This window comes from Pantoea sp. SM3, from assembly GCF_000963995.1.
In the GTDB taxonomy this organism is placed as follows: domain Bacteria; phylum Pseudomonadota; class Gammaproteobacteria; order Enterobacterales; family Enterobacteriaceae; genus Pantoea; species Pantoea rwandensis_B.
Genome location: NZ_JZRD01000023.1, coordinates 1 through 4,667 on the forward strand (window position 1 = coordinate 1; position 4,667 = coordinate 4,667).

The following is a 4,667-nucleotide window of genomic DNA, read 5'->3' on the forward strand; positions in this document are numbered from 1 at the left end:
AAGTTCAGGGTTTTTTTACGTCTGAAGATTGGCGAAATCAAGGCTAAAAGCCACGAAAACATCCCACCCGTGACTAACTGATCGGGTAAACTACGGCCAGATAAATCAGTAAAGGCCGTGAAATGTCCAGCCCCCACACTTCTCTAAAAGTTTTCAACACACTGGGTCTCGAAGTCAGTGCACAAGCGCTGTATATCGCAGACACACCCGAAGCCATCATGAGCGCATGGCAAGCAACTCAACAGGCGAATCAACCTTTCATCGTACTAGGTGAGGGCAGCAATGTGCTATTCCTGGAAGACTTTGATGGTGGCGTGATTATTAACGCCATCAAAGGTATTTCACTTGAGGAAGAGGCTGAATCATGGCATTTGCATATTGGTGCAGGTGAGAACTGGCACGAGCTGGTTGAGCATACTTTAAAGAAAGGTATTACCGGCCTGGAAAATCTTGCATTAATTCCCGGCAAGGCTGGTTCAGCGCCTATCCAGAATATTGGCGCTTATGGTGTTGAATTTAAGGATATTTGCCACTACGTCGATGTGCTGCATCTACCCACACAAAAAATCAGTCGCCTGGATCGAGAAGCGTGTCAGTTTGGTTATCGTGACAGTATCTTTAAGCACGAGATGAAGGATAGTCACGTTATTGTTGCTGTCGGACTCCGTTTGGCAAAGCAATGGAAGCCGGTACTGAATTACGGCGATTTGGCGAAACTGAACCCGGCCACGGTATGCGCATGGGATGTGTTCAATGCCGTCTGCCAAATGCGCCAGAGCAAATTACCCGACCCGCGCGTAACGGGAAATGTAGGCAGTTTTTTCAAAAACCCGCTTATCACACTCGAGATGGCTAATGAGTTATTAGAAGCATGGCCGGGGATGCCACATTATCCGCAGGCAAATGGTGGCGTCAAATTAGCGGCAGGTTGGTTGATCGATCAATGTCATCTAAAAGGATATCAGGTAGGTGGCGCTGCGGTACACCGTCAACAAGCGCTGGTGTTGATCAATGAAAACCATGCGACGCCAAAGGATATCGTTGCTTTAGCGCACGAGGTACGAAACCACGTGGGTGAGAAATTCAATGTTTGGCTCGAGCCAGAGGTACGCTTCATTGGTGCTCAAGGTGAACGTAACGCCGTTGAGGTCATTTCATGAAAGATAATAGTGTTCCGCTGAAATTAGTTGCGCTGCTGGCTGATGGAGAATTCCATTCAGGTGAGCAGTTGGGTGAAGCATTGGGTATGAGCCGTGCAGCCATCAATAAGCATATCCAAACTCTGAAGAGCTGGGGTCTGGATGTCTACACCGTCACAGGTAAAGGTTACAGCCTGCCTGCACCTATTCAGCTACTGAATGAAGCCGATATTCTTTCGCATCTGCATCAGCAGGATTTAGATGTCATCCCTGTGATTGATTCTACCAATCAGTATTTACTGGATCGCATGGATCAGTTGCCTTCGGGTCATGCCTGTATTGCAGAGTATCAGCAAGCCGGTCGTGGCCGCCGTGGCAGAAAGTGGTTCTCTCCTTTTGGCTCTAATCTCTATCTGTCGATGTACTGGCGACTTGAGCAAGGTCCCGCTGCAGCAATGGGACTCAGCCTGGTGATTGGTATCGTGATGGCTGAGGTGATTCAGTCATTGGGTGTACCTGATGTGCGTGTCAAATGGCCCAATGATCTTTACCTGAACGATCGTAAATTGGCCGGGATTCTGGTTGAATTAACCGGCAAAACAGGCGATGCGGCGCAAATTGTTATGGGTGCAGGTGTCAATCTGGTGATGCGCTCAGAAGGAGCCTCTGAAATTAATCAGGGATGGATTAATTTGCAGGAAGCCGGTGTAGAAATTAATCGTAATGAGCTGGCTGCAAAAATCATTAATAGTCTGCGTGAAGCACTGCCGATTTTCGAGCGAGATGGATTGGCACCGTTTGTAGAGCGCTGGGATGCTCTGGACAACTTTATCAATCGCCCGGTTAAGTTGCTGATTGGCGATAGAGAAGTTCATGGTATTGCACGTGGTATTGATAAGCAGGGTGGTTTATTACTGGAGCAAGAAGGCGAAGTGAAATCCTGGGTTGGTGGTGAGATTTCGCTGCGTCCTGGTCATTAATTTGCATTGACCTGAAAAATTAAACGCCCTCGGAAAGAAGGGCGTTTAAATATCAAAAGTTATTTTCTCAAGCGAACACTTTGCACGGCATGATCTGCAGATTTGGTCATGATGAGACTGGCGCGCTCTCGAGTTGGAAGAATGTTTTCATTGAGATTCAGCCAGTTAATCTCTTTCCATAAACCACGAGCAATATTTTCCGCCTCATCTTTGGGTAGCTGAGAATAATGATGGAAATAAGAATCTGGATCGCTGAAGGCACCTTCGCGGAATTTTAAGAAACGATTAACATACCAGCGTTCTAATAATGCTTCAGGTGCATCGACATAAATTGAGAAGTCGACAAAATCAGAAACAAATACATGATGCGGATCGTGGGGATAATCCATCCCGCTTTGAAGCACATTTAAGCCTTCCAAAATCAAAATATCAGGCTGTTGTACCACCTTATCGCCATCAGGGATCACATCATAAATAAGGTGTGAATAAACTGGCGCAGTGACCTGACTCGCGCCTGATTTCAAATCGGATACAAAATTCACCAGACGATGCATATCGTAAGATTGCGGGAAGCCTTTCTTCTTCATTAGCCCCCGTTCTTTCAATACTGCATTGGGGTGTAAAAAGCCGTCAGTTGTAATCAACTCGACTTTACGATGTTCTGGCCAGCGACTGAGCAGTGCCTGCAACACACGCGCGGTGGTACTTTTACCTACAGCAACACTGCCGGCAATACTGATGATATAGGGAATCTTTTGCCCGTTGGTGCCAAGGAACTGCTCCAGCACGGCCTGACGGCGCAGATTAGAACTGATATAGAAGTTAAGCAGACGTGAGAGCGGCAAATAGATTTCAGCAACCTCTTCTAAGGAGAGATCTTCATTGATACCGCGTAGTCGTTCAATTTCGCCTTCAGCGAGCGTCATTGGCACTGAGTCGCGCAGGGCGGCCCATTGTTGACGGTCAAACTGCAAATAGGGTGTAGTGAGTGGTGTCGTTTTTTTACTCATAAGTATGCATCTGACCGCAAATCCCGGCTCATCAACACCTTGTAGCGTCTGGCATACAATGATGCGTCGAGCTCAGTTGCACGTCATAGGGGGTAAGTAACGAGAACAATGGGCTGGAGGGTAACACCAGTGTCACTTTAAAAAGAAGCAAATTGATAAACCTGAGCACGCTTTCGTAAGCGTGCCCGCATTTTTATTATTGCTTAGTCGCTTGTTACAATCGATTTTGCTGTAGCGCCGCGTAAAATCTTTTCAGATTATCCCTCGCTAACAACGTTGAGCCGTCTTCAGGCAATCGATAATGCTTCCCTTTTTACACGCCGACAGTTGCATCCGTTAACGAACAATCCCATCTTGCAATGTGTTAGTTGAAAAAATGTTCAATCAAACCCGATCCAATAAAAAAAGTTGCGCACTTTTAAATGAAAAATGGCGTTGTGCTTCTGGAGCACGACGACCAAACCACGATAAGCATCTGTAAATCACTTAGCGCAGTGGCGTAAAAACACACGGCATTTGGACGAAAATACTGCAAATGATGAGCGGTTTGCGATGTTTTGCACAAATAGTAGGCGATAGAACAATTTTGATAATTTTTTTGTTGCATCCTGGGCGCGGTCTTCCTAGAATGCGCTCCACTTGATGCCGGCTTAGCTCAGTTGGTAGAGCAACTGACTTGTAATCAGTAGGTCACCAGTTCGATTCCGGTAGCCGGCACCATCAAGTAGGTGGGATTCCCGAGCGGCCAAAGGGAGCAGACTGTAAATCTGCCGTCACAGACTTCGAAGGTTCGAATCCTTCTCCCACCACCATCTCAACCACTTGGTTGAGCGTCAGATAAAATCATTATCTGGCGGGTGAGTTCATCTCTCTCACCTTCGAATTCAGATTGCGGATTTTCGCAATCAAAGTCAGCCAGAAACTCTGGCAGGCTCGAATAATAGAAGGTCTTCTTTTATTATTCATAAGCTACAGAAAGAACAGGTAGCCGAGTTCCAGGATGCGGGCATCGTATAATGGCTATTACCTCAGCCTTCCAAGCTGATGATGCGGGTTCGATTCCCGCTGCCCGCTCCAGATGTGCTGATATGGCTCAGTTGGTAGAGCGCACCCTTGGTAAGGGTGAGGTCCCCAGTTCGACTCTGGGTATCAGCACCACTTCCTTTATCTCTCTCCTGATTCTCTCTCTGTAAACCAAACAGTCAGGCATTGCCTGGTTGATATGACGATATCTTCGATATATCCGTGTCTTAGAGGGACTAGCGATGGCTAAAGAGCAATTTCAACGTAACAAACTGCACGTAAACGTGGGCACCATCGGTCACGTTGACCACGGTAAAACCACCCTGACTGCTGCAATCACCACCGTTCTGGCTAAAACCTACGGCGGTAAAGCAAGCAAATTCGATGAGATCGATAAGGCGCCAGAAGAGAAAGCACGTGGTATCACCATCAACACTTCTCACGTTGAATATGAAACCCCGACTCGCCACTATGCGCACGTTGACTGCCCTGGCCACGCCGACTATGTGAAAAAC

4 protein-coding genes and 4 tRNA genes are annotated in these 4,667 nt (G+C 47.1%); 7 read left to right on the forward strand and 1 reads right to left on the reverse strand.

What is annotated here, in order from left to right; all coding sequences use genetic code 11:
• The first annotated feature begins 122 nt into the window (after nt 1-122).
• Both murB and birA read left to right on the forward strand, forming a co-directional pair.
• Nucleotides 123-1,160 carry a UDP-N-acetylmuramate dehydrogenase gene (gene murB / locus VI01_RS14680; RefSeq protein ID WP_045815747.1) on the forward strand — a complete coding sequence of 346 codons (1,038 nt, stop codon included), beginning with the start codon at nt 123-125 and terminating at the stop codon, nt 1,158-1,160.
• Complete coding sequence (gene birA, locus VI01_RS14685) at nt 1,157-2,119, forward strand: bifunctional biotin--[acetyl-CoA-carboxylase] ligase/biotin operon repressor BirA (protein ID WP_045815748.1); 963 nt, start codon at nt 1,157-1,159, stop codon at nt 2,117-2,119. Before murB ends, birA begins: the two co-directional genes overlap by 4 nt.
• Nucleotides 2,120-2,178: 59 nt before the next feature.
• Here the strand turns inward: birA and coaA are convergent, their stop codons facing one another.
• Nucleotides 2,179-3,129 (reverse strand): type I pantothenate kinase, encoded by a 951-nt coding sequence (coaA, locus tag VI01_RS14690; RefSeq protein ID WP_034828892.1) that lies wholly within the window; start codon nt 3,127-3,129, stop codon nt 2,179-2,181.
• Nucleotides 3,130-3,773: 644 nt separating this feature from the next.
• Here coaA and VI01_RS14695 point away from each other — a divergent pair.
• From VI01_RS14695 to VI01_RS14715, 5 genes are all read left to right on the forward strand, one after another.
• Nucleotides 3,774-3,849 (forward strand) — tRNA-Thr (locus VI01_RS14695).
• 7 nt (nt 3,850-3,856) lie between these two features.
• A tRNA-Tyr gene (locus VI01_RS14700) sits at nt 3,857-3,941 on the forward strand.
• A gap of 190 nt (nt 3,942-4,131) precedes the next feature.
• A tRNA-Gly gene (locus VI01_RS14705) sits at nt 4,132-4,206 on the forward strand.
• 5 nt (nt 4,207-4,211) lie between these two features.
• Nucleotides 4,212-4,287 (forward strand) — tRNA-Thr (locus VI01_RS14710).
• A 107-nt stretch (nt 4,288-4,394) separates the two neighbouring features.
• On the forward strand, nt 4,395-4,667 hold a 273-nt coding region (locus VI01_RS14715), incomplete at its 3' end, for a GTP-binding protein (RefSeq protein WP_045815749.1).

What these genes read in the sequence shown, in the direction of transcription:
- coaA (WP_034828892.1), bottom strand. Translation starts at nt 3,129, where the DNA reads ATGAGTAAAAAAACGACACCACTCACTACACCCTATTTGCAGTTTGAC.
- murB (WP_045815747.1), top strand. Translation starts at nt 123, where the DNA reads ATGTCCAGCCCCCACACTTCTCTAAAAGTTTTCAACACACTGGGTCTC.
- birA (WP_045815748.1), top strand. Translation starts at nt 1,157, where the DNA reads ATGAAAGATAATAGTGTTCCGCTGAAATTAGTTGCGCTGCTGGCTGAT.